This window comes from Streptomyces sp. A0958, assembly GCF_004795035.1.
Lineage (GTDB): Bacteria > Actinomycetota > Actinomycetes > Streptomycetales > Streptomycetaceae > Streptomyces.
Map to the genome: position 1 here is coordinate 82,519 of NZ_SSBK01000009.1, position 22,148 is coordinate 104,666.

Here is a 22,148-nt window from a genome sequence, read left to right on the forward strand (position 1 = left end):
GCCTTCCTAGTGACAGAGCAGTCACGTTGCCCCTCGCGGCACGCCCACGCAGAAAACCAACCGCGAGACCATTGATAAGGGACGGACGCGCGTGGACCTGTTCGAGTACCAGGCGAGGGACCTCTTCGCCAAGCACGGTGTACCGGTGCTGGCCGGTGAAGTCATCGACACGCCTGAGGCAGCCCGCGAGGCGACCGAGCGGCTGGGCGGCAAGTCGGTCGTCAAGGCGCAGGTGAAGGTCGGCGGCCGCGGCAAGGCCGGTGGCGTGAAGCTGGCCGCCAACCCCGACGAGGCGGTCGCCCGGTCGACCGACATCCTCGGCATGGACATCAAGGGCCACACGGTCCACAAGGTGATGATCGCCGAGCTGTCCCCGGAGATCGAGGCGGAGTACTACGTCTCGTACCTCCTCGACCGCACCAACCGCACCTTCCTGGCCATGGCCTCGGTGCAGGGCGGCATGGACATCGAGGAGGTCGCGGAGAAGACCCCCGAGGCCCTTGCGAAGGTTCCGGTCAACGCCGTCGACGGCGTCGACATCGCCAAGGCCCGCGAGATCGTGGCCCAGGCGAAGTTCCCGGCCGACGTGGCCGAGGGTGTCGCCGAGGCCCTGGTGACCCTGTGGGACACCTTCGTCGCCGAGGACGCCCTCCTCGTCGAGGTCAACCCGCTGGTGAAGACCAAGGACGGCCGCATCCTGGCGCTGGACGGAAAGGTGTCTCTCGACGAGAACGCCGACTTCCGTCAGCCGGGCCACGAGGCCCTTGAGGACAAGGCCGCGGCCAACCCGCTCGAGGCCGCCGCCAAGGCCAAGAACCTCAACTACGTCAAGCTCGACGGCGAGGTCGGCATCATCGGTAACGGTGCCGGTCTGGTCATGTCGACCCTGGACGTCGTCGCGTACGCCGGTGAGAAGCACGGCAACGTGAAGCCCGCCAACTTCCTCGACATCGGTGGCGGCGCCTCCGCCGAGGTCATGGCGAACGGCCTGGAGATCATCCTCGGCGACTCGGACGTCAAGTCCGTCTTCGTCAACGTCTTCGGCGGCATCACCGCCTGCGACGAGGTCGCCAACGGCATCGTCCAGGCGCTCGAGCTGCTCAAGTCCAAGGGCGAGGACGTCACCAAGCCGCTCGTGGTGCGCCTCGACGGCAACAACGCGGAGCTGGGTCGCAAGATCCTCTCCGACGCCAACCACCCGCTGGTCCAGCGCGTGGACACCATGGACGGCGCGGCCGACAAGGCCGCCGAGCTCGCCGCGGCTGCGAAGTAAGGAAGAGGGACTCAGACCACCATGGCTATCTTCCTCACCAAGGACAGCAAGGTCATCGTCCAGGGGATGACCGGCGCCACCGGCATGAAGCACACCAAGCTCATGCTCGGCGACGGCACCAACATCGTCGGCGGCGTGAACCCCCGCAAGGCCGGCACGACCGTCGACTTCGACGGCACCGAGGTACCGGTCTTCGGCTCCGTCGCCGAGGCGATGGAGAAGACCGGCGCGAACGTGTCCGTCCTCTTCGTGCCGCCGGCCTTCGCGAAGTCCGCCGTCATCGAGGCGATCGACGCCGAGATCCCGCTCGCCGTCGTGATCACCGAGGGCATCGCCGTCCACGACTCGGCCGCCTTCTGGGCGTACGCCGGCTCGAAGGGCAACAAGACCCGGATCATCGGCCCGAACTGCCCCGGCCTGATCACCCCCGGCCAGTCCAACGCCGGCATCATCCCGGGCGACATCACCAAGCCCGGCCGCATCGGTCTCGTGTCCAAGTCCGGCACGCTGACCTACCAGATGATGTACGAGCTCCGCGACATCGGCTTCTCGTCGGCCGTCGGCATCGGTGGCGACCCGGTCATCGGTACGACGCACATCGACGCCCTGGAGGCGTTCGAGGCCGACCCCGAGACCGACCTGATCGTCATGATCGGCGAGATCGGCGGCGACGCCGAGGAGCGCGCGGCGGACTTCATCGCTTCGAGCGTCACCAAGCCGGTCGTCGGTTACGTCGCGGGCTTCACCGCCCCCGAGGGCAAGACCATGGGCCACGCCGGCGCCATCGTCTCCGGCTCCTCCGGCACCGCGCAGGCGAAGAAGGAGGCCCTTGAGGCCGCCGGCGTCAAGGTCGGCAAGACGCCGACCGAGACCGCCAAGCTGGCGCGCGAGATCCTCGGCGCCTGACGCACGCGGCTGCGCCTCCGCGCGGCAGTGCGCCACCGCAGCAACGCGACGCGGGCCCGTCCCCCCGACCGGGGGGACGGGCCCGCGTCGCGTTGCGCGAAGGCCGCCGTTCGGCGTAGCCGATCAGCCGGCCTCGGGGACCAGCCGGGCCGGGCCGTGGACCAGTTCGTCGCCGAGCTTCTTCCGCAGCTTCACGTCCTGCGGCGTCAGCTTCTGCGGGCCCCCGACCGGCGGCACCCCGCCCACCTGCTGGGCGGGCGACAGCGGCGTCTCGTACTTCCGGGGGGCCGTCGCCAGTGTGATCAGCGTGAGGCCGACGATCAGCACGGTGAACGCGATGGCCGCCCGGGCCCACAGCTGCGCCTTGCGCTCACTGCCCGTACGGATCAGCTCCGGCACCGGCAGCGAGGAGGCGGGCTGGGTGCGGGCGAGCGTGCCCAGGCGCTCGTGGAGGAGCGCGGACTGCTCGGCCGGCGATTCGGGCTCCGCGATCTCGGGCAGCCGCTCGGCGACGGCCGCCCGCGCGGTCACCAGCCGCCCGGCCGCGGCCCGCGTGCTCGCCTCGGTCTCCGCCGCGGTCTCCGGCAGCCCCAGCCCCACGCCGTCGTGCAGCACCAGCGTGCGCCGGTACGAGGGGGGCAGCGCCAGCAGCGCGTCGAGCAGCGCGCGCGGCCCCGGCGCCTCGGGCGGGGGATCGAGGCGCCGGTGCTCACCGCGCAGCCGGCGCCACGGTGACATCGCGTGCTCGTGGGCGGCGGCCCGTACCCAGCCCACCGGGTCCCGGTCCACCGCGACCTCCGGCCAGCGCTGCCAGGCCAGCTCGAACGCCTTGGTCACGGCCTCGCGGGACAGGGCGCGCCGCCCGGTCAGCAGATAGCTCTGGTGGAAGAGGGCCGCAGCGGCATGCCCGTACAACGCGTCGAACGCCTCCGCGGGCGACAGTCCGGCCTCAACCGTCTCGCTGCTCTCGCTGTTCTCACGGACCCTGCTGGTCTCATCGATCCTGCTGGTCTCATCGATCCCGCTGGTCTCACCGATCCCGCTGGTCTCGATGACCTTGTCAGCCCCAACAGACCCGGCCATGGCCACGGCTGCAGACTCAGCCGCAACCACAGGCCCAGCCGCAACCACCGGCCCAGCCACAGCCACAGCCGTAACCGCAGCAACGGCCTCAGCCGCAGCCACGGGTTCAGCCACATGCACGACTGCGGGCACAGCCGCGGGCTCGGGCGGAGCCGCCGAGGGTTCGGGTGTGGTGCTGCTGCCGGACTTGGCGTCGATGAGGACCGGCGGTGGTTTCGGCCGTTTGGCGGGGGGCTTCGGCGTGGCGTTCTGCGTCTTCCGTTTGGCGGGGGTGGGGGTGGGGGCGCCGCCCGCCCCGATCAGCCGGGCGTACGCCTCGCGCTTGCGCCCGCGTGGACTGGTGCGGCCCGTCTCCCATGCGCGCACGGTGGCCCGGGTGACGCCCATGGCCGCCGCGACCTGCTCCTCACTCAGCGACTTGGCCTCCCGCAGTCTGCGCCGCTCCTTCGGGGAGGGGAGCGGAGAGGCGGTGGCCGTGCCGGACGTGCTCTGCGTCATGAGGGCCGCCCGCGCGGCCTGCACCGGGTGAAAAAGTACATAAACGTATATTGGGCGACACAACGGCCGTTCGCCCGTTACACGGAATAAGCGCGTGTCGTTGGCAGCATGACCGCGTGACCCAAGTGACCGAACGCAGCCCGTCGTTGTCGGCCGAGCAGGCGGGGCCCGCCGTACTGGTCGCGGCCGCGCTGCGCGGGGCCGTCGCGGCGGGGCTCGGGCTGGGCTCCGTCGCCGTCCTCGTCGCCGCCGTGTGGATCAGCTCCCCGGCCCCCGACAGCGGGCCCGGCGAGGCGTTCCACGCGGCGGCCGGCCTGTGGCTGCTCGCGCACGGCGCCGAGCTGGTCAGGACGGAGACCCTGACCGGAGCCCCGGCGCCGGTGGGCGTCGTCCCGCTGCTGCTCGCCGCCCTGCCGGTGTGGCTGGTGCACCGGGCGGCCAGGGACGTGCTGGAGCCGGATGAGGGCCGCGCCGCCCCGTCGCCCGGAGGGGCGTTCGCCCTGGTGGCGGGCGGATACCTGCTGGTCGGGGCGGCGGTCGCCCTCTACGCGCGGGGCGCCTCACTGTCGGCCAGGCCGCTGTCCCTGCTGTTCCCCGCCGTGCTGGTGGTGGCGGGTGCGGCGGCCACCGGGGTGTGGTCGGCGTGCGGGCACCCGCTCGGCCCGCCGCCCTCCTGGGCGCCGGTGCGGCTGCACGAGGCGATGGCGCGTACCCGGTTCGTGCGGCGGGCCGAGGCGGTGGGCCGGTCGGCGGCGGCCGGCACGGCGGTGCTGCTGGGAGCGGGAGCGCTGGTCGTGGCATCGGCGCTGGTGTGGCACGGGGAACCGGTGCAGGAATCCTTCCTGCGGCTCTCCGGCGACTGGGGTGGCCGGGTCGCGGTGCTCCTGCTGGCGCTGGGCCTGGTGCCGAACGCGGCGGTGTGGGGTGCGGCGTACGGCCTCGGCCCGGGCTTCGCCCTCGGTACGGCGTCGACGGTCACCCCACTCGCCTTCACGGGACAGCCCGCCGTACCGGACTTCCCGCTGCTGGCCGCGATGCCGGCCCAGGGGCCGGGGACGCCCCTGAACTGGGCGGCCGGCGCTGTTCCGGTCGCCGCGGCGCTGACGGTCGCCTGGTTCACCGTACGGCGGGCTGCGCCGGTCCACGGCGTACGCGAGGAGGCGTGGGGCCCGGGGGAGACCGCGCTCACCACCGCGCTGGCGGCCGTCGGCTGCGGGGTCGGCGCGGCCCTGCTGGCAGCCGCGGCGGGCGGGCCGCTCGGCACCCATGCCCTCGCGGACTTCGGCCCGGTGTGGTGGCTCACGGGGGCGGCGGCGCTGGCGTGGACGATCGTGCTCGGCGTCCCGGCGGCCCTGCTGCTGCGGGCCTGGCGGCTGCGCGGGCGTACGGAGGATGAGGAGCCGGAGACCGTGCCGGACAGCGCCGAAGGAGTGAAGGCGCGACCGGAGGAGAAGGTGTCCGAGGAGGCGGAGAAGGCGCCCGAGGTTACGGAGAAGGGCGCCCGACGCAGGTGGTGGCCCCGGGGGAGCCGCCGCACCGAGGAGCAGGAGCCCCGGAACGACGAGGCACCCGCCCCTGCGCCCGCCCCGGCACCCGGCGGCGGGGACGCGGACATCGAGGCGTACGACTTCCTGCCGACCGACCCCTGGCAAGCCCGGAGGGCCGACGAGCGCCCGGCCGCCCCACCGGAGCCCGCACCCGCATCCGCACCCGCACCCGCCGCCGAGACCCTGGAGCCCAAGCCCCGGAAGGTCCCGGAGCCCAAGCCCCGGAAGGTCCCGGACACCGGGCCCCTGCCCGAGTCCGGGCCCCGACCCGAGCCGAAGCCCCAACCCGAGCCCCAACCCGAGCCCCAACCCGAGCCCCAACCCGAGCCCCGACCCGAGCCCCGGAAGTCCCCGGACACCGGGCCCCTGCCCGAGTCCGGGCCCCGACCCGAGCCGAAGCCCCAACCCGAGCCCCAACCCGAGCCCCGACCCGAGCCCCGGAAGTCCCCGGACACCGAGCCCCGTCCCGAGCCCGCGCCCGATCCGGAGCCCGGCCCTCCCGCCGCTACTCCTTGACGCCGAAGAGGGGTTCCAGCGGCTTCGGGAGGAGGTCGTTGCAGGCCAGCTGGCCCGACTTGGTGAGGGCGTCGTTCACGCAGGTGTAGTAGTCGCGGTAGACCATCTGCACGGTGAACGTCGTCGCCACGATCGCCAGCGCGACCAGCCCCGTCACCAGACCGCTGACCGCGGCCGTGGTCTGCTGCCGGCCCGTGCGCTGGGCGGCGAGGGTGTTCTGCGCACCCGCGGGGCGCTGCCCGGCGGGGGCGGCGGGGCCCCAGGCAGCACCGGCGGGCTGCCCCGGCCCGCCGGCGGTAGCCGCACCGCTCTCCCCGGCGGCACCCGCACCGCTCTCCCCGGCGGCACCCGCACCGCTCTCCCCGGCGGCACCCGCACCGCTCGTCCCGGGAGCAGGCGCGCCCGGTCCGGCCGCCGGGTCCTTCGGCCTCGCCCGCAGTGCGCTGATCGACCAGTAGGTGGCGAGCGCGCCGAGCAGCAGGGCGATCTCCGGGAAGTCGAAGATCGCGAAGAAGAAGGCCCACATGCCGGCGAGCAGCGAGTAGCGGGCGCGGCGCTGGATGGGGTCGGTCGGGTCCCAGCGCGGGCCGGCGGGGGAACCCTGGGGGCCGCCCTTCCCGTTCGGTCCGCCCGGTCCGGCGGGCCGGCCGCCGAAGTCGCCGTTCTGGCGGCCCGGCTGCTTGCTGCTCCACTGGCTGCCCCACACGGGCCGGTTGTCGGAGGGCTGGCCGTCGGGTGCGTCCCCGCCGTTTCCGGCGCCCCCGCCGTCGCCGTTGCCGTCCGTGCCGCCGCCGGCCGGGTGACGCGGCTGCCAGGGCTGGTCGGGCCGGCCCTCGGGCGGCGGCGCGAAGGGGTTGTCGTCGCCCTGCGGCTTCCCGGAGGAACCGGACGGCGAGGAGGAGGACGAGGAGGAGCGATCCCGCATCAGCAGGGTGGCCCGCCCGGTCAGCGGACGGTGGAAGGCGGTGCGGCGTCGGTCCGGCATGTGGTGAACGTCTTCCCCATCTCGTCATTTCCGCCCGGTGGACGGTTCGCTGTCCCTTGACGCTACCTTCCGGCGAGGAGGAGCCGGAAGCGGGGAGCGCGGGTGCGGCGCCCGGACCGGTGGACCGGCCGGCCGGGGCTCCCTCACCCCGTCAGGCAAGGGCCCGGCGAGGTGCCGGTATCGTTGCTGACGGCCGGCCCGTTCGTAGAGTTCCCCGTATCGGGGAGCGCGCTTCTTTCGTACGACCGTACAAACCGCATGGCCGCCGCCCCAGTGCCGTGGTGGCGGGCCGGCCGCTTCGAACCGCTCGCACGCGAGAAAGGGCCCAGCCGTGGCCTCCCCGCTCTCCTCCGCCACCCCGGCCCGTGTGGTCGTCCTGGTCTCCGGGTCCGGTACGAACCTTCAGGCGCTGCTCGACGCGATCGGCGACGACCCCGTCGGGTACGGCGCCCGGATCGTCGCGGTCGGCGCCGACCGCGACGGCATCGCCGGTCTGGAGCGGGCCGAGCGCGCCGGGCTCCCCACCTTCGTGTGCCGCGTCAAGGACCACGCCTCGCGCGAGGAGTGGGACGCCGCGCTCGCCGAGGCCACCGCCGAGCACCGGCCGGACCTCGTCGTCTCCGCCGGGTTCATGAAGATCGTGGGCAAGGAGTTCCTGGCCCGCTTCGGCGGCCGGTTCGTCAACACCCACCCCGCCCTGCTCCCCAGCTTTCCCGGTGCCCACGGCGTGCGTGACGCGCTCGCGCACGGCGTGAAGGTCACCGGGTGCACCGTCCACTTCGTCGACGACGGTGTCGACACCGGTCCGATCATCGCGCAGGGCGTGGTCGAGGTGACCGAAGAGGACACCCCGGAGGGCGAAGCGGCCCTTCACGAACGCATCAAGGAAGTCGAGCGCAAGCTGCTCGTCGAGGCCGTGGGGCGGCTCGCCCGTGACGGCTATCGCATTGAGGGACGAAAGGTTCATCTCGGTCATGACGGTGAATAAGCCCATCCGCCGCGCCCTGGTCAGCGTCTACGACAAGACGGGGCTCGAAGACCTCGCCCGCGGTCTGCACGAGGCGGGTGTCGAGCTGGTCTCCACCGGCTCCACCGCCGGAAAGATCGCCGCCGCCGGCGTCCCGGTCACCAAGGTCGAGGAGCTGACCGGCTTCCCCGAGTGCCTTGACGGCCGCGTCAAGACGCTGCACCCCCGCGTCCATGCCGGCATCCTCGCCGACCTGCGCCTGGACGCGCACCGCGAGCAGCTGGCCGAGCTCGGTGTCGAGCCGTTCGACCTGGTGGTCGTCAACCTCTACCCGTTCAAGGAGACCGTCGCCTCCGGCGCCTCCGCCGACGAGTGCGTCGAGCAGATCGACATCGGCGGCCCCTCGATGGTCCGCGCCGCCGCCAAGAATCACCCGTCCGTGGCCGTCGTCACCAGCCCGGAGCGGTACGCCGACGTGCTGGCCGCGGTCAAGGGCGGCGGCTTCGACCTGACCGCCCGCAAGCGGCTCGCCGCCGAGGCCTTCCAGCACACCGCCGCCTACGACGTGGCCGTCGCCTCCTGGTTCGCCGCCGACTACGCCGCCGCCGACGACTCGGGCTTCCCGGACTTCTTCGGTACGACGTACGCCCGCGAGAACGTCCTGCGCTACGGCGAGAACCCGCACCAGCCCGCCGCGCTCTACACCTCCGGCGCCGGCGGCCTGGCCGAGGCCGAGCAACTGCACGGCAAGGAGATGTCCTACAACAACTACACGGACACCGACGCCGCCCGCCGCGCCGCGTACGACCACGCCGAGCCGTGCGTCGCGATCATCAAGCACGCCAACCCGTGCGGCATCGCCATCGCCGACGACGTGGCCGAGGCCCACCGCAACGCCCACGCCTGCGACCCGGTGTCGGCGTACGGCGGTGTCATCGCCGTCAACCGTCCGGTGACCGTCGCCATGGCCGAGCAGGTCGCGGAGATCTTCACCGAGGTCATCGTCGCCCCGGCGTACGAGGACGGCGCGGTCGAGGTCCTGGCCCGCAAGAAGAACATCCGGGTGCTGCGCTGCCCCGACGCCCCGTCCGCCGAGGTCGAGGCGAAGGCGATCGACGGCGGCACACTGCTCCAGGTCACCGACCGGCTCCAGGCCGAGGGCGACGACCCGGCCAACTGGACGCTCGCCACGGGTGAGGCGCTGTCCGCCGACGAGCTGAAGGAGCTGGCCTTCGCCTGGAAGGCGTGCCGCGCGGTCAAGTCCAACGCGATCCTGCTCGCCAAGGGCGGCGCCTCGGTCGGCGTCGGCATGGGCCAGGTCAACCGCGTCGACTCCGCGAAGCTCGCCGTCGAGCGCGCGGGCGAGGAGCGGGCGGCCGGTTCGTACGCCGCGTCCGACGCGTTCTTCCCGTTCCCGGACGGGCTGGAGATCCTGACCGCGGCCGGCGTCAAGGCCGTGGCCCAGCCGGGCGGTTCGGTCCGCGACGAGCTGGTGGTCGAGGCCGCGAAGAAGGCGGGCGTGACGATGTACTTCACCGGCACCCGGCACTTCTTCCACTGAGCCGGCCGGTCCCGCACGGTACGACCGAGGGCCGTAACCCCACGCGATCAGCGTGCGGTTACGGCCCTCGGGTCCGTCTGAGGGGCGGTCAGCCGACCTTGACGACCACGGTGGAGCAGACCTTGTCCGCGAACGTCTGGTTCTTGCTGTCCCACAGCGGCCACAGCCAGCCGATGTAGCAGGCGAGGCTGTCCAGGAAGTGGGCGATGTTGCGGACGAACGCCATGCCGAAGCCGAGTGTCCGGCCGTCCTGCTCGCGCAGGAGGCTGATGCCGAGGGCCTTCTTGCCGATCCACTGGCCGGTCGTGCCCTCCTTGTACAGCTTGAAGAGACCGAGGCCGATGCCGACGAGGACGCCCAGGAGGGCGATCAGGCCGCCCGTGCCGCCACCCACGCCGCTGCCGATGCCGACGAGGAGTCCGTAGGGGATGCCGATGACGATGCCGTCGAGCAGGACCGCGGCGAAGCGGCTCCCCCAGCCGGCGAGCGGCGGACGGGCCCCCTGGCCGGGCCGGCCGTAGTCGGCGCCGGAGACCGGCGGGGCCTGCGGGTAGCCGTAGCCCTGCTGCGGCACGCCCTGGGGAGCCTGCTGGGGGTAGCCGTAGCCGGGCTGGTCCTGCGGCGGCTGGCCGGGCTGCTGCCCGTAGGGGTTGTTCGGGTTCGGGTCGCCGAAGCTCATAGGGGGCGTTCCTCCAACAGACGTACGGGGACGAGTGCGGCCGCGCGGAGGAAAGAAAACGTCAGCGGTCCAGCCCCCCGGTTACTGCTGCGGCACAGCGCCCCTCATCGTGATAAGCGGTAAGTAAGTTTGTCCACCCGCTGCGGAAGAAGTTGTCCAAGTGCAACCTTGTGTCCACCGCCCGTACCTGATTGGTCCGAGGGCGGGGTCATCCGCGAGTATGGGGACATGACTGCCCAGATTCTCGATGGCAAGGCCACCGCAGCCGCGATCAAGTCCGATCTCACCGTCCGCGTGGCGGCCCTCAAGGCCCGGGGTATCACCCCCGGCCTGGGAACCCTGCTGGTCGGGGACGACCCGGGCAGCAGGTGGTACGTGAACGGCAAGCACCGCGACTGCGCCCAGGTCGGCATCGGCTCCATCCAGCGCGAACTGCCCGACACCGCCACGCAGGAGGAGATCGAGGACGTCGTCCGCGAACTCAACGCCGACCCCGAGTGCACCGGTTACATCGTGCAGCTCCCCCTGCCCAAGGGAATCGACACCAACCGGGTCCTGGAGCTGATGAATCCGGCCAAGGACGCCGACGGCCTCCACCCGATGAGCCTGGGCCGGCTCGTGCTCAACGAGACGGGCCCGCTGCCCTGCACCCCGCAGGGCGTCGTCCAGCTGCTCCGCCACCACGGCGTGGAGATCAACGGGGCGCACGTCGTGGTCGTCGGACGCGGCGTCACCATCGGGCGGTCCATCCCGCTGCTGCTGACCCGCAAGTCGGAGAACGCCACGGTGACCCAGTGCCACACCGGTACGCGTGACCTGGCCGCCCACCTCCGGCAGGCCGACATCATCGTCGCCGCCGCGGGCGTGCCCCACATCATCAAGCCCGAGGACGTGAAGCCGGGCGCCGCCGTCCTCGACGTCGGCGTCAGCCGCGACGAGAACGGCAAGATCGTCGGCGACGTCCACCCGGGCGTGGCCGAGGTCGCCGCCTGGATCTCGCCGAACCCGGGCGGTGTCGGACCGATGACCCGCGCCCAGCTGCTCGTCAACGTGGTCGAGGCCGCCGAGCGCGACGCCGACGCCGTCTCCGCCGGCTGATCCGACCCGGAAGGAACCCCATGGGTGCTGGTACGAGTCCGGCCGACCGGGCCGCGTCGGAGTCCGGGCCGGCCACCGAAGGGGCCGCGCCCGAGCCGGAGACGGCCGACGCCGCGACCGGCGCGGGCGGGACCGGAACGGACGCGTCCGACGCGTCCGCCGCGGGCGAGGCCACCGGGGCGCGCCGCGCGCGGCGGTTCTCGCTGACCCGGGACACCGCACGGCCCGAGGGCGGTGGCCGGGCGGCCGCCGGGGACGCTCCCGCACCGGCCCGTCAGTGGCCGCTGCTCGCCGTGCTCTGCATGGCCGGGGCCGGACTGCTGATCGTGGCGGCCGACCCCTTCGACGAGGCCTTCCGCATCGGGACGATACTGATCGGCGTGGCGCTCGTCGTGGGCGCGATCCTGCGGCTCGTGGTCCGCTCGGTCGGCATGCTCGCGGTGCGGTCCCGCTTCACCGACCTGGTGACGTACGGGCTGCTGGGCGTCCTCATCGTGATGCTCTCGCTGATGGCGCAGCCGAAGCCGTGGCTGGACATCCCGTTCCTGGAGGACGCGGTCCACTTCACCGTGCGCTGACCCGCCCGTTCCATGGACCGGTGCCCGTCCCCTCCCCCGAGAAGGGACGGACACCGGGACGGGGCAACCCGGAGCGAAACGCTCCGAACGCGGCGACCTGAGCGACCTTGCCCCGTCCTGGTTCAAGCCTTGTCGACCCGGCACACGCGTTCAAGGGATGGCTGTGGCCTGTGGCACGGAAGTGACCATTCCGCCATCGTGTGATCGTCCGGCAACATCGTCCGGCAACGGTGGCAGACTGACCGGCGCGGTCCGGCGACGGCACGACCACCGGGTCCGGACAGCGGCGGAAGCAGGAGCGGACAGAGGGGGAAGTCATGCCTCGTTGGAAGGCGCTGCCGCCGGATCTCGACCCGCAGATCCGGGAGTTCACCGGTCAGCTGCGCCGGCTCGTGGACCGGAGCGGGCTCAGCCTCGCCGCGGTGGCCGACCGCACGGGCTACAGCAGGACGTCCTGGGAGCGGTATCTGAACGGCCGGCTGCTCGCGCCCAGGGGGGCGATCTACGCGCTCGCCGAGGTGACGGGCACCAACCGCGTCCACCTGAACACCATGTGGGAGCTGTCGGAGCGGGCCTGGAGCCGCGCCGAGATGCGCCAGGACATGACGATGGAGTCCATCCGGATCACCCAGGCGCGGGCCGCGCTCGGTGAGTCGGGCCGCAACCCGCCCGGCCACGGCAGGAGCCGCCCCTCCGGCGGCGTCGGCACCGCCCAGGGGCCCGGCGCCCCCGGCCACGGCCGCCGCGCCTCCGCCGTACCCCCGCAACGCGGCAGGGCCTCGCACCCCCGGCAGCCGCAGTCCGGGCCGCACGTGCCCCGGGGCCAGGGCCTGCCGCCCGACGTGGCCTTCGCCGCGGGCCTCGGGGGGCCGCCGCCCGCGCCCCGGACCCGCCGGCGCCTCGGGCCGGTCCCGATGGCCGCCGTGGCGGGTCTCGTGGTGCTGGTCGTCGCCGTGCTGCTGCTGACCGGCTGAGCTGCCCCACGCGCGGCCGGTACGAGCGGGCGCGCGGCCGTGGCGTCCCCGTGAGCGGGGAGTGACCGGTTGTGCGCGGTGCCACGGGGGGCCGGGCGGCCGGGGGGTTCCGGGTCGGATAGCCTGGCCGACGGATATCTCTTCACATCAAGATTCAGGGATGTCCCGCACCAGGGGCCAGGAGCCCCCACCGCCAGCTGTCTAACGGAGATCGCCATGACCCGCACTCCCGTGAATGTCACCGTGACCGGCGCAGCCGGCCAGATCGGCTACGCGCTGCTCTTCCGCATCGCCTCCGGCCACCTGCTCGGCCCGGACGTGCCGGTCAACCTGCGTCTCCTGGAGATCCCCCAGGGGCTGAAGGCCGCCGAGGGCACCGCGATGGAGCTCGACGACTGCGCCTTCCCGCTGCTGCGCAACATCGAGATCACCGACGACGCCAACGTCGGCTTCGACGGTGCGAACGTCGCCCTGCTCGTCGGCGCCCGCCCCCGCACCAAGGGCATGGAGCGCGGCGACCTGCTCTCCGCCAACGGCGGCATCTTCAAGCCGCAGGGCAAGGCGATCAACGACAACGCCGCGGACGACATCAAGGTCCTCGTCGTCGGCAACCCGGCCAACACCAACGCGCTCATCGCGCAGGCCGCCGCCCCGGACGTCCCGGCCGAGCGCTTCACCGCGATGACCCGCCTGGACCACAACCGCGCGATCTCGCAGCTGGCCGCCAAGACCGGTGCCGCCGTCTCCGACATCAAGAAGCTGACGATCTGGGGCAACCACTCGGCCACCCAGTACCCCGACATCTTCCACGCCGAGGTCGCCGGCAAGAACGCCGCCGAGCTCGTCAACGACGAGGCCTGGCTCGCCGACACCTTCATCCCGACCGTCGCCAAGCGCGGCGCCGCGATCATCGAGGCCCGTGGCGCGTCCTCGGCCGCCTCCGCCGCCAACGCCGCCATCGACCACGTGCACACCTGGGTCAACGGCACCGCCGAGGGCGACTGGACCTCCATGGGCATCCCGTCGGACGGCTCCTACGGCGTCCCCGAGGGCATCATCTCGTCCTTCCCGGTCACCACCGAGAACGGCACCTACAAGATCGTCCAGGGCCTGGACATCAACGAGTTCTCCCGCGCGCGCATCGACGCGTCGGTGAAGGAGCTCACCGAGGAGCGCGACGCGGTCCGCGAGCTCGGCCTGATCTGATCCACCGCCCGCCTCCGCGGGTACGCACACGCCCCCGGCAGCCGTCTCGCTGCCGGGGGCGTGGTGCTTGCCGCCTTCAGACGTTCCGCAGCTCGTCCGCGATCCCGCGTACGGCCGCCATGGCCCGACGCTGGTGGCCGGGGCCGAACGTGATCCGGGTGGCGCCCAGTTCACCGAGGCGGCGCGGTCCGGGCCCGTCCGGGCGGGCCAGGGCGTTCAGCGGCCGCCCCGGCAGGGCCTCCGCCAGCCGGCCCAGCGACTCGGGCGGGGCGGCGATCGGGTAGACGCAGTCCGCGCCCGCCGCCGTGTACAGCCGGGCCCGGCGCACGGTCTGGGCCTCCGGGTCCGTACCGTCCGGGACGCCGGTGACGTAGCAGTCGACCCGGGCGTTCACGAACAGCGCGTCCCCGGCCACCGCACGCACCTCGGCCAGTCGGTCCGCCTGCCGAACGGCGTCCACCAGCACACCGTCCACCGTGTCCTCCAGATTGCAGCCGACGGCCCCCGTGGCGAGCAGCCGCTCCACCAGCTCCCCGGCCGCCAGCCCGTACCCGCCCTCGATGTCGGCGGTCACGGGTACGGACACGGCCCGGGCGATCCGCGCCACCGCCGCGAACATCTCGTCGGCGGGCGTCCGCCCGTCCTCGTACCCGAGCGAGGCCGCGACCCCCGCGCTCGGCGTGGCGAGCGCGGGGAACCCCGCGTCGGCGAAGACCCGGGCGCTCGCGGCGTCCCACGGGCCGGGGAGGACCAGCGGGTCGCCGGGGGCGCGGCCGTGGTGCAGGGCCCGCAGGCCGGACGCCGTCATCGCGCCGGTCAGCGGTGGTCGCCGGGGGTGTAGTGGCCCGGGACCATGCGGGTGGCCACGGCGAACCGGTTCCAGGCGTTGATCGTGATGATCGAGGCGATGAGGTGGGCCAGCTCCTCCTCGCCGAAGTGCTTCGCGGCCCTCGCGTACACCTCGTCCGGCACGAAACCGTCGGTCAGGACGGTCACCGCCTCGGTCAGCTCGATCGCGGCGATCTCCTTCGGCGTGTAGAAGTGCCGCGCCTCCTCCCAGGCGCTGAGCTGGACGATCCGCTGCACCGACTCACCGGCCGCGAGCGCGTCCTTGGTGTGCATGTCCAGGCAGAACGCGCAGTGGTTGAGCTGCGAGGAGCGGATCTTCACCAGCTCGGCGATCACCGGGTCGGTGCCCTTGCGGGACGCGGCCTCCAGCCGGGCCATCGCCTTGTAGACGTCGGGGGCGTGCGTGGACCAGGTCATGCGCGGGGTGTGCTCGGGGCAGTACTCGGAGGTCGTGTGGCTGTGCTCGTTCGTCGTCATGGATATGACGCTACGCGCTGAGTGGCGCAAGGGTATGGTCCATTTCCATGACGGACCAATGGGCCACTTTCGGAGCCGACCTGCACATCGACCCGACCGGCGCGACCGGTCTGCGGGCCGGTCTGATGGACGCCCTGCGCGAAGCGGTCCGGACCGGCCGGCTGGCCTCCGGCACCCGGCTGCCGTCCTCCCGCACGCTCGCCGCCGACCTCGGCATCGCGCGCAACACCGTCGCCGACGCCTACGCCGAACTGGTCGCCGAGGGCTGGCTCACCGCCCGGCAGGGCTCCGGCACCCGGGTGGCGCGGCGGGCCGAGTCACGCCCGGCGACGGCGAAGGCACCCCGCCCCCGGCCGCCCCGCACCGCCCCGGTCCACAACCTGAAGCCGGGCTCGCCCGACCTGGCGACGTTCCCGCGCGCCGAGTGGCTGAAGGCGGCCCGCCGCGCCCTGGCCGCCGCCCCCAACGACGCCTTCGGCTACGGCGACCCGCGCGGCCGCATCGAGCTGCGCACGGTCCTCGCCGAATACCTGGCCCGGGCGCGCGGGGTGTACGCGGACCCCGAACGCATCGTGGTCTGCGCCGGCTTCGTGCACGGCCTGATGCTGCTGGGGAAGGTGCTGCGGGGACGCCGGGTACGGGAGGTGGCCGTCGAGTCGTACGGTCTCGACGTGCACACCCGCCTGCTCACCGAGGCCGGGCTGCGCATCCCCTGCCTGCCGCTCGACCACCTCGGCTCCCGCACCGGCGAACTGCACGCGTTGCGGGGCGCGGGCGCGGTGCTCCTGACGCCCGCGCACCAGTTCCCGACCGGGGTCCCGCTCCACCCCGACCGGCGGGCGGCGGCGGTCGACTGGGCGCGGAGCACCGGCGGACTGATCCTGGAGGACGACTACGACGGGGAGTTCCGCTACGACCGCCAGCCGGTCGGCGCGCTCCAGGGCCTGGACCCCGAACACGTCGTGTACCTGGGCACGGCCAGCAAGTCCCTGGCGCCGGGGGTGCGGCTGGGCTGGATGGTGGTGCCGCGGAACCTGGTGGGCGAGGTCACCGCCGCGAAGGGCGTGAGCGACTGGGCGTCGAGCGCGCTGGACCAGCTGACGCTCGCGGAGTTCATGGCCTCGGGCGCGTACGACCGGCATGTGCGCTCCATGCGGCTGCGCTACCGCAACCGCCGCGACCAGCTCGTCGCGGCCCTGGCGGAACGGGCCCCCGCCATCCGGGTCAGCGGGATCGCCGCCGGGATGCACGCCGTGCTGGAACTCCCGGAGGGCACCGAGGCGGAGGTGATACGGGCGGCGGCCTGGCAGGGCCTCGCGGTCGAGGGTCTGGCCTACTTCCGCCACCCGGACGCCGACCTGCCGCGCGAGGCGCTGGTCATCGGCTACGGCACCCCGACCGACAGCGCCTGGGCGGGCACGCTGGACGCGCTCCTGCGCGTGCTGCCGTAGGGGCGGGCGGCCGGGCCCGCCCGCCCCCTGCACGGCCCGTCCGTCCGTCAGCCGCGCAGGACCTCGCGCAGCTGCTCCAGACCCCAGTCCAGGTCCTCCTTGGTGATCACCAGGGGCGGGGCGATCCGGATCGTGGAGCCGTGCGTGTCCTTCACCAGGACCCGGCGCTCCATCAGCTTCTCGGAGATCTCCCGGCCCGTGCCCCGGCCCGGGTCGATGTCGACGCCCGCCCACAGCCCGCGTCCCCGTACGGCCCGCACCGCCCCGCCGCCCACCAGCAGGCCCAGCTCGCGGTGGAGGTGGTCGCCCAGCTCGGCGGCCCGCTGCTGGTACTCGCCGGTGCGCAGCATGTCGACGACCTCCAGGGCGACCGCGCAGGCGAGGGGGTTGCCGCCGAACGTCGAGCCGTGCTCCCCGGGCCGGTACACGCCGAGCACCGCCTCCGACGACACCACGGCCGACACCGGCACCACCCCGCCGCCGAGCGCCTTGCCGAGGAGGTACATGTCCGGCACGACGCCCTCGTGCTCGCAGGCGAAGGTCTTTCCGGTCCGGCCCAGGCCCGACTGGATCTCGTCGGCGACGAACAGCACGTTCCGCTCGCGGGTCAGCTCCCGGATTCCGGGGAGGTAGCCGGGCGGCGGCACGAGGACCCCTGCCTCGCCCTGGATCGGCTCGATCAGCACCGCCACGGTGTTCTCGGTCATGGCCTCCCGCATCGCGGTCAGATCCCCGTACGGCACGATCTCGAAGCCCGGCGTGTACGGGCCGAAGTCGGCCCGGGCCTCCGGGTCCGTGGAGAAGCTGACGATCGTCGTCGTCCGGCCGTGGAAGTTGTCGGCCGCGACGATGATCTTCGCCATGCCGTCCGGTACGCCCTTGACCCGGTAGCCCCACTTGCGGGCGGTCTTCACGGCCGTCTCCACGGCCTCCGCCCCGGTGTTCATCGGCAGCACCATCTCCATGCCGCACAGCTCGGCCAGGCCCGTACAGAAATCCGCGAACCGGTCGTGGTGGAAGGCCCGCGAGGTGAGCGTCACCCGCTCCAGCTGTGCCCTCGCCGCGTCGATCAGCCGACGGTTGCCGTGGCCGAAATTGAGCGCCGAGTACCCCGCGAGCATGTCGAGGTAGCGCCGGCCCTCCACATCGGTCATCCAGGCCCCGTCCGCCGTGGCGACGACGACGGGCAGCGGGTGGTAGTTGTGCGCGCTGTGCGCCTCGGCGGAGGCGATGGCGTTTTCCGTGGTCGACACGGGATCTCCGATCGTCGTGCGGCGTGGGCTGAGGTTGGGCCCACTTTGTATCGTCGGTCGGATCTCCCACGAGGAAACCTTCACTTCGCGGCGCGCCCGCGTTTTCCGCTGCCGGCCGCCCCCCGCGAGGCCGTCGGGCGATTCCTCCACCGGCTGCCCGAGATGGCCCGCGCACCTGAGACAATGACTTCCATGGCCTCTGAACGTCCCCGTGTGCTCTCCGGAATCCAGCCCACCGCAGGCTCGTTCCACCTCGGCAACTACCTCGGCGCGGTCCGCCAGTGGGTGGCCCTGCAGGAGTCCCACGACGCCTTCTACATGGTGGTCGACCTGCATGCGATCACCGTTGCCCAGGACCCCGCCGAGCTGCGTGCCAACACCAGGCTCGCCGTCGCCCAGCTGCTCGCCGCCGGGCTCGACCCCGAGCGCTGCACGCTCTTCGTCCAGAGCCATGTTCCGGAGCACGCCCAGCTGGGATGGGTCATGAACTGCCTGGCCGGGTTCGGCGAGGCGTCCCGGATGACGCAGTTCAAGGACAAGTCCGCCCGGCACGGCGCCGACCGCACCACGGTCGGCCTCTTCACCTACCCGATGCTGATGGTCGCCGACATCCTGCTCTACCAGGCCGACCAGGTCCCGGTGGGCGAGGACCAGCGCCAGCACCTGGAGCTGACCCGCAACCTCGCCGAGCGGTTCAACGGCACCTACGGCGACACCTTCACCATCCCGGACCCGTACATCCTCAAGGAGACGGCGAAGATCTACGACCTCCAGGACCCGTCGTCCAAGATGAGCAAGTCGACGGCGAACCCGAAGGGTCTGATCAACCTCCTGGACGAGCCGAAGGCCACCGCCAAGAAGGTGAAGAGCGCCGTCACCGACACCGACACGGTGATCCGCTTCGACCGGGCCGAGAAGCCGGGCGTCAGCAACCTGCTGACCATCTACTCGACGCTCACCGGTGCGTCCGTGCCGGAGCTGGAGCAGAAGTACGAGGGCAAGGGTTACGGCGCGCTGAAGACGGACCTCGCCGAGGTCATGGTCGACTTCGTCACACCCTTCCGCACCCGCACCCAGGAATATCTGGACGACACCGAGACGCTGGACTCCATCCTGGCCAAGGGCGCGGAGAAGGCCCGGGCCGTCGCCGCCGAGACCCTGGCGCAGACCTATGACCGGATGGGCCTCCTGCCGGCGAAGCACTGAGTCCAAGGACCCTGGCGGCGAGGCACTGACAGGCGGCACACTGGCGGCGTGAAGCCTGCGGCCGCCCGTGGCTGAAAACAGACCACCGAGGATTGAGGAGAACGATGTGGGGACCGTAACGCTCGGCGTTTCGATCGCGGTCCCGGAGCCCTACGGCAGCCTGCTCCAGGAGCGGCGCGCGAGCTTCGGGGACCCTGCCGCACACGGCATTCCCACCCACGTCACCCTCCTGCCGCCGACCGAGGCGGAAGCGGCCTGCCTGCCCGCGGTCGAGGCGCACCTCGCCTCGATCGCGACCGGCAGCCGCCCCTTCCCGATGCGGCTGTCCGGCACGGGCACCTTCCGCCCGCTCTCGCCGGTGGTCTTCGTCCAGGTGGTGGAGGGCGCCTCGGCGTGCTCCTGGCTCCAGAAGCGGGTCCGGGACGCCTCCGGCCCGCTGGTGCGCGAGCTCCAGTTCCCGTACCACCCGCACGTCACCGTGGCCCACGGCATCCCCGAGGCGGCGATGGACCGGGCGTACGCGGAGCTCGCCGACTACGAGGCATCCTGGACCTGCGGCTCCTTCGCCCTGTACGAACAGGGCCCGGACCTCGTCTGGCGCAAGATCAACGAGTTCCCGTTCGGGGCGGGGGGCATCAGCCCCGCCGTCCCCGCGCAGAGCGGCAGCTCCCTCGACGCGCCCTCGCTCCACCCGTAGCGGACCTCTGCGGCTCAGACCGGCAGGCGGCGGAACAGCGGCCTCGGCACGTGCCGCAGCGCCGACATCACCGCCCGCAGCGCCCCCGGCACCCACACCGTCTCCGAACGCCGCCGCAGCCCCGTCACGATGGCGTCGGCGACCGCGCCCGGCGTCGTCACCAGGGGCGTCCGCGTGAACGGGATCGTCGCGAGCGGGCCCCCCGCCCCCCGGAGCCCCACCCCCCGGGCCACCGCCGCGTCCGGCACCACGAGCCCCGGGCGCACCACCATCACGTGCACCCCCGTGCCGTGCAGCGCGTCTCCGAGGCCCTGGGTGAACACGTCCAGGCCCGCCTTGCTCGACCCGTAGATGAAGTCCGCCCGCCGGGCGCGCTCACCGGCCACCGAGGACAGCACCACCAGCGAGCCGTGCCCCTGCGCCTGGAGCGCGCCGGCGCACACCAGCCCGGCGGAGACCGCCCCGGTGTAGTTCGTCTGGGCGACCCGGACCGCCGCGAGCGGTTCCTCCTCGTCGCGCTCCTGGTCGCCCGGGATACCGAAGGCGAGGAGCACCATGTCGATGTCGCCCTCGGTGAAGATCTTGCCCAGGACCGTTTCGTGGGACTCGGTGTCCAGGGCGTCGAACGCGACGGTCTGCACGTACGCCCCGCGCCCGCGCAGGTCGTCGGCTGCGGCGTCCAGCGCGGGGGAGGGGCGGCCGGCCAGCCAGACCGTGCGGGTGCGGTGGGCGATCAGGCGGCGTGCCGTGGCGAGCCCGATCTCCGACGTGCCGCCGAGGACGAGCAGGGACTGCGGGGCACCGAAGGCATCCTTCACGGGAACGCTCCTTACAGGGGAAGAGGGAGTGGGGCGGGGGCGCCGTTCACAGGGACAGCCGGCGGGACAGGTCGGAGCGGAACGCCCCGTTCGGGTCCAGCTCGGCCCGCAGCGCCCGGAAGTCGGGCAGTCGCGGGTACATCGCGGCGAGCGCGCCGGGGCGCAGCCGGGAGTCGTCCGTCAGGCAGATCCGGCCGCCCGCCGCCGCCACCTCCTCGTCCAGGGAGTCGAGGAAGCGGGCGAGGTGCGGCAGGCCGGCCGGCAGATCGAGGGCGAGGTTCCAGCCGGGTGCCGGGAAGGACAGCCAGCCGGGGCCGCCCGCGCCGAACCGCCTGAGCACGGCCCGGAACGACGGGCAGCGGCTGCGGGCGATCCGTCCGACGATCCGGCGCAGGGTCTCCTCCTGCCCGTGCCCGACCAGGAACTCGTAGTGCACGAGGCCGCCCGTGGCCGAGACCCGGTTGGTGTGGGGCGTCGTGTCCAGGGCGCGGAAGAAGGCGGAGAGCGGCTGGAGTTCACCGGTGCGGGACCGGGGCGCGGAGCGGAACCCGGCCTCGTTGAGCGCGGTGGCGGACAGCCGCCCGAGCAGCCCGGGCAGGAGCGGGAGCGCGGCGGGGTTTCGCGCCGCGCGGACGGCGAGCGGTGCGCGCCGGGCGTGCGCCGGGAGCGCGTGTACGGGGGCGTGGTCCGCGCGGACCAGGACCGCGCGCCCGGTCGCCCGGCCCCGGGCGGTGAGGTCGACGCGGGCGTACTCGTAGGGGTGGTGGCCGCCCCGTGCCATCCGGGCCAGCAGGTCGTCGAGGCCGGCGGCCCGTTCGGTGTCGACCGACATGAGGGACGTGGCGACGGGGCGGAACCGGAGCGTGGCCGAGAGGATCACCCCGGTCAGGCCCATGCCGCCGGTGGTCGCGTCGAAGAGCGGGGTGCCGGGGCGGACGTCGCGCACCTGGCCGTCGGCGGTGAGCAGCGCGAACTCCACGACGTGGCGGGAGAAGGAACCGGCGGCGCGGTGGTTGTCGCCGTGGGCGTCGGAGCCGATCGCACCGCCCACCGTCACGTACCGGCCGCCGGGTGTCACCGGCAGGAACCAGCCGAGCGGCAGCATCACCTCGCGCAGCCGGTGGAGGGTCACACCCGCGTCGCACACCACGAGCCCGGACGCCGCGTCGATCGTCCGGACGCGGTCCAGGGCCGTCATGTCGAGGACGGAGCCCCCGGCGTTCTGCGCGGCGTCGCCGTGCGCCCGGCCCAGGCCGCGGGCGATCGAGCCGCGCGGCCCGCAGCCGAGCACCGTCGCCGCGGCCTCCTCGTAACTACGGGGACGGAAGCGCAGCGCGGTCGTCGGGGCGGTGCGGCCCCAGCCGGTCAGGGACACGGTGTCGACAGACATGAGGGTGACCGTATCGCCCGGGAAAACACCTTTGCCGGATTTGTTACAACACTCACCGAAATGGGTGATTGAAGGTGCGTCATCTCCTCCACCGCCCACCGGGCTTCGGTTTTCGCGGGCGGGGAGGGTAGTCGTA

Annotated in this window: 19 protein-coding genes and 1 pseudogene; 12 read left to right on the forward strand and 8 right to left on the reverse strand. The window is 72.9% G+C overall.

The window, feature by feature from the left end; all coding sequences use genetic code 11:
* Positions 1 to 91 precede the first annotated feature (91 nt).
* Positions 92 to 1,273, forward strand: coding sequence for an ADP-forming succinate--CoA ligase subunit beta (gene sucC / locus E6P78_RS12425; RefSeq protein ID WP_136203616.1), 1,182 nt, complete (start codon positions 92 to 94; stop codon positions 1,271 to 1,273).
* Positions 1,274 to 1,294: 21 nt separating this feature from the next.
* Entirely contained in the window at positions 1,295 to 2,179 is an 885-nt protein-coding gene (gene sucD / locus E6P78_RS12430) for a succinate--CoA ligase subunit alpha (protein ID WP_136203617.1), read from the forward strand.
* Between the two features lie 123 nt (positions 2,180 to 2,302).
* Here sucD and E6P78_RS12435 read toward each other — a convergent pair whose 3' ends face one another.
* On the reverse strand, positions 2,303 to 3,760 hold the full coding sequence (locus E6P78_RS12435) for a helix-turn-helix domain-containing protein (RefSeq protein ID WP_136203618.1): 1,458 nt from the start codon (positions 3,758 to 3,760) through the stop codon (positions 2,303 to 2,305).
* A 125-nt stretch (positions 3,761 to 3,885) separates the two neighbouring features.
* On the opposite strand from E6P78_RS12435, the gene E6P78_RS12440 reads away from it, so the two are divergent.
* Positions 3,886 to 5,823, forward strand: a complete 1,938-nt coding sequence (locus E6P78_RS12440; protein WP_240799176.1) for a DUF6350 family protein — start codon at positions 3,886 to 3,888, stop codon at positions 5,821 to 5,823.
* On the opposite strand, the gene E6P78_RS12450 is transcribed toward E6P78_RS12440, so the two are convergent.
* Positions 5,813 to 6,808, reverse strand: coding sequence for a hypothetical protein (locus E6P78_RS12450; protein ID WP_136203619.1), 996 nt, complete (start codon positions 6,806 to 6,808; stop codon positions 5,813 to 5,815). The genes E6P78_RS12440 and E6P78_RS12450 overlap by 11 nt on opposite strands.
* Before the next feature lie 331 nt (positions 6,809 to 7,139).
* Here E6P78_RS12450 and purN point away from each other — a divergent pair, with 331 nt between their 5' ends.
* Positions 7,140 to 7,796 carry a phosphoribosylglycinamide formyltransferase gene (gene purN, locus E6P78_RS12455; protein ID WP_136203620.1) on the forward strand — a complete coding sequence of 219 codons (657 nt, stop codon included), beginning with the start codon at positions 7,140 to 7,142 and terminating at the stop codon, positions 7,794 to 7,796.
* Complete coding sequence (purH, locus tag E6P78_RS12460; protein ID WP_136203621.1) at positions 7,783 to 9,336, forward strand: bifunctional phosphoribosylaminoimidazolecarboxamide formyltransferase/IMP cyclohydrolase; 1,554 nt, start codon at positions 7,783 to 7,785, stop codon at positions 9,334 to 9,336. Before purN ends, purH begins: the two co-directional genes overlap by 14 nt.
* 88 nt (positions 9,337 to 9,424) lie before the next feature.
* Here the strand turns inward: purH and E6P78_RS12465 are convergent, their stop codons facing one another.
* Complete coding sequence (locus E6P78_RS12465; protein WP_136203622.1) at positions 9,425 to 10,015, reverse strand: RDD family protein; 591 nt, start codon at positions 10,013 to 10,015, stop codon at positions 9,425 to 9,427.
* Between the two features lie 228 nt (positions 10,016 to 10,243).
* Between E6P78_RS12465 and E6P78_RS12470 the strand changes: the two genes are divergently transcribed.
* From E6P78_RS12470 to E6P78_RS12485, 4 genes and pseudogenes are all read left to right on the forward strand, one after another.
* Positions 10,244 to 11,113, forward strand: coding sequence for a bifunctional methylenetetrahydrofolate dehydrogenase/methenyltetrahydrofolate cyclohydrolase (locus E6P78_RS12470; protein WP_136203623.1), 870 nt, complete (start codon positions 10,244 to 10,246; stop codon positions 11,111 to 11,113).
* Positions 11,114 to 11,133: 20 nt separating this feature from the next.
* Positions 11,134 to 11,691: a DUF3017 domain-containing protein gene (locus E6P78_RS12475; RefSeq protein ID WP_136203624.1), complete on the forward strand. Its 558-nt coding sequence runs from the start codon at positions 11,134 to 11,136 to the stop codon at positions 11,689 to 11,691.
* Positions 11,692 to 12,008: 317 nt separating this feature from the next.
* Positions 12,009 to 12,344, forward strand: a pseudogene (locus tag E6P78_RS33995) (helix-turn-helix transcriptional regulator); the annotation flags it as partial.
* A 537-nt stretch (positions 12,345 to 12,881) separates the two neighbouring features.
* Positions 12,882 to 13,871 (forward strand): malate dehydrogenase, encoded by a 990-nt coding sequence (locus E6P78_RS12485; protein ID WP_136203625.1) that lies wholly within the window; start codon positions 12,882 to 12,884, stop codon positions 13,869 to 13,871.
* Between the two features lie 76 nt (positions 13,872 to 13,947).
* On the opposite strand, the gene E6P78_RS12490 is transcribed toward E6P78_RS12485, so the two are convergent.
* Together E6P78_RS12490 and E6P78_RS12495 are read right to left on the reverse strand one after the other, a co-directional pair.
* On the reverse strand, positions 13,948 to 14,679 hold the full coding sequence (locus E6P78_RS12490; RefSeq protein WP_136203626.1) for an isocitrate lyase/phosphoenolpyruvate mutase family protein: 732 nt from the start codon (positions 14,677 to 14,679) through the stop codon (positions 13,948 to 13,950).
* 8 nt (positions 14,680 to 14,687) lie between these two features.
* Positions 14,688 to 15,197 (reverse strand): carboxymuconolactone decarboxylase family protein, encoded by a 510-nt coding sequence (locus tag E6P78_RS12495; RefSeq protein ID WP_136203627.1) that lies wholly within the window; start codon positions 15,195 to 15,197, stop codon positions 14,688 to 14,690.
* A gap of 47 nt (positions 15,198 to 15,244) precedes the next feature.
* Between E6P78_RS12495 and E6P78_RS12500 the strand changes: the two genes are divergently transcribed.
* Entirely contained in the window at positions 15,245 to 16,648 is a 1,404-nt protein-coding gene (locus E6P78_RS12500) for a PLP-dependent aminotransferase family protein (protein ID WP_136203628.1), read from the forward strand.
* 47 nt (positions 16,649 to 16,695) lie between these two features.
* Here the strand turns inward: E6P78_RS12500 and rocD are convergent, their stop codons facing one another.
* Positions 16,696 to 17,901, reverse strand: coding sequence for an ornithine--oxo-acid transaminase (gene rocD, locus E6P78_RS12505; protein ID WP_136203629.1), 1,206 nt, complete (start codon positions 17,899 to 17,901; stop codon positions 16,696 to 16,698).
* A gap of 192 nt (positions 17,902 to 18,093) precedes the next feature.
* Between rocD and trpS the strand changes: the two genes are divergently transcribed.
* Together trpS and E6P78_RS12515 are read left to right on the forward strand one after the other, a co-directional pair.
* On the forward strand, positions 18,094 to 19,107 hold the full coding sequence (gene trpS, locus E6P78_RS12510; protein WP_206307796.1) for a tryptophan--tRNA ligase: 1,014 nt from the start codon (positions 18,094 to 18,096) through the stop codon (positions 19,105 to 19,107).
* Between the two features lie 106 nt (positions 19,108 to 19,213).
* Positions 19,214 to 19,804 carry a 2'-5' RNA ligase family protein gene (locus tag E6P78_RS12515; protein WP_136203630.1) on the forward strand — a complete coding sequence of 197 codons (591 nt, stop codon included), beginning with the start codon at positions 19,214 to 19,216 and terminating at the stop codon, positions 19,802 to 19,804.
* Between the two features lie 14 nt (positions 19,805 to 19,818).
* On the opposite strand, the gene E6P78_RS12520 is transcribed toward E6P78_RS12515, so the two are convergent.
* Together E6P78_RS12520 and E6P78_RS12525 are read right to left on the reverse strand one after the other, a co-directional pair.
* A complete protein-coding gene (locus E6P78_RS12520; RefSeq protein ID WP_136203631.1) occupies positions 19,819 to 20,622 on the reverse strand; it encodes a decaprenylphospho-beta-D-erythro-pentofuranosid-2-ulose 2-reductase in 804 nt (267 codons plus the stop codon).
* A 46-nt stretch (positions 20,623 to 20,668) separates the two neighbouring features.
* Positions 20,669 to 22,012 (reverse strand): FAD-binding oxidoreductase, encoded by a 1,344-nt coding sequence (locus E6P78_RS12525; protein WP_136203632.1) that lies wholly within the window; start codon positions 22,010 to 22,012, stop codon positions 20,669 to 20,671.
* Positions 22,013 to 22,148: the final 136 nt, after the last annotated feature.

Excerpts from the sequence above, each read along its gene's own strand:
- E6P78_RS12485 (WP_136203625.1), top strand. The coding sequence starts at position 12,882 with ATGACCCGCACTCCCGTGAATGTCACCGTGACCGGCGCAGCCGGCCAG.
- E6P78_RS12500 (WP_136203628.1), top strand. The coding sequence starts at position 15,245 with ATGACGGACCAATGGGCCACTTTCGGAGCCGACCTGCACATCGACCCG.
- purH (WP_136203621.1), top strand. The coding sequence starts at position 7,783 with ATGACGGTGAATAAGCCCATCCGCCGCGCCCTGGTCAGCGTCTACGAC.
- trpS (WP_206307796.1), top strand. The coding sequence starts at position 18,094 with ATGGCCTCTGAACGTCCCCGTGTGCTCTCCGGAATCCAGCCCACCGCA.
- E6P78_RS12470 (WP_136203623.1), top strand. The coding sequence starts at position 10,244 with ATGACTGCCCAGATTCTCGATGGCAAGGCCACCGCAGCCGCGATCAAG.
- E6P78_RS12495 (WP_136203627.1), bottom strand. The coding sequence starts at position 15,197 with ATGACGACGAACGAGCACAGCCACACGACCTCCGAGTACTGCCCCGAG.
- E6P78_RS12435 (WP_136203618.1), bottom strand. The coding sequence starts at position 3,760 with ATGACGCAGAGCACGTCCGGCACGGCCACCGCCTCTCCGCTCCCCTCC.
- E6P78_RS12475 (WP_136203624.1), top strand. The coding sequence starts at position 11,134 with ATGGGTGCTGGTACGAGTCCGGCCGACCGGGCCGCGTCGGAGTCCGGG.
- E6P78_RS12525 (WP_136203632.1), bottom strand. The coding sequence starts at position 22,012 with ATGTCTGTCGACACCGTGTCCCTGACCGGCTGGGGCCGCACCGCCCCG.
- sucD (WP_136203617.1), top strand. The coding sequence starts at position 1,295 with ATGGCTATCTTCCTCACCAAGGACAGCAAGGTCATCGTCCAGGGGATG.
- E6P78_RS12490 (WP_136203626.1), bottom strand. The coding sequence starts at position 14,679 with ATGACGGCGTCCGGCCTGCGGGCCCTGCACCACGGCCGCGCCCCCGGC.
- E6P78_RS12465 (WP_136203622.1), bottom strand. The coding sequence starts at position 10,015 with ATGAGCTTCGGCGACCCGAACCCGAACAACCCCTACGGGCAGCAGCCC.
- E6P78_RS12450 (WP_136203619.1), bottom strand. The coding sequence starts at position 6,808 with ATGCCGGACCGACGCCGCACCGCCTTCCACCGTCCGCTGACCGGGCGG.